At 75.6% G+C, this 463-nt stretch carries 1 pseudogene; it reads left to right on the top strand.

Features of this window, described 5'->3' with window-relative positions:
* Positions 1-296: pseudogene (locus D3261_RS19440) on the top strand (DUF58 domain-containing protein); the annotation flags it as partial.
* Between the last annotated feature and the right edge of the window lie 167 nt (positions 297-463).

Genomic DNA, 463 nt, shown 5'->3' with positions numbered 1-463 from the left:
CCTCGATACGGCTCCGGCGGCTCCGACGACGCCTCCCCGCGCGGGCGCAGGTCGTGGTCTGCTCGCCGGTGTGTGACGACGCCCTCGTGCGTCTGGTCCGGCGGCTCGACGTCGGTGGCCACCGCGTGAGCGTCGTGAGCCCCGACCCCACGGCGACCGACACGCCGGGGTGTCAACTCGCACGAACCGAACGCCGGGTCCGGCTCTCGAAACTCCGGGCCGCCGGGATCCCCGTGATCGACTGGGACGACGAACCGATCGCGGTGGCGCTCGCACGCGCCGGAGGCTCGCGGTGAGCCACGCTATCGACCCGTCGCCGCCACGACTGAGTGAGGGGGTCGCGGTCGTCGCGGGAGCGGTCGGCACGCTCGCGCTCGCCGTCTCGCCCGCCGCGTTCGGCCTCGGTGCGCTCGGGACGGTCGCCGTCGGCGCGGGGCTCTACCGGCGCTCGCACGCTGCCGGC

The organism is Halococcus sp. IIIV-5B (assembly GCF_003602035.1).
In the GTDB taxonomy this organism is placed as follows: Archaea; Halobacteriota; Halobacteria; order Halobacteriales; family Halococcaceae; genus Halococcus; species Halococcus salsus.
The sequence above is the reverse complement of the archived record's forward strand: the minus strand, read 5'-3'. Positions and strand labels throughout refer to the sequence as shown.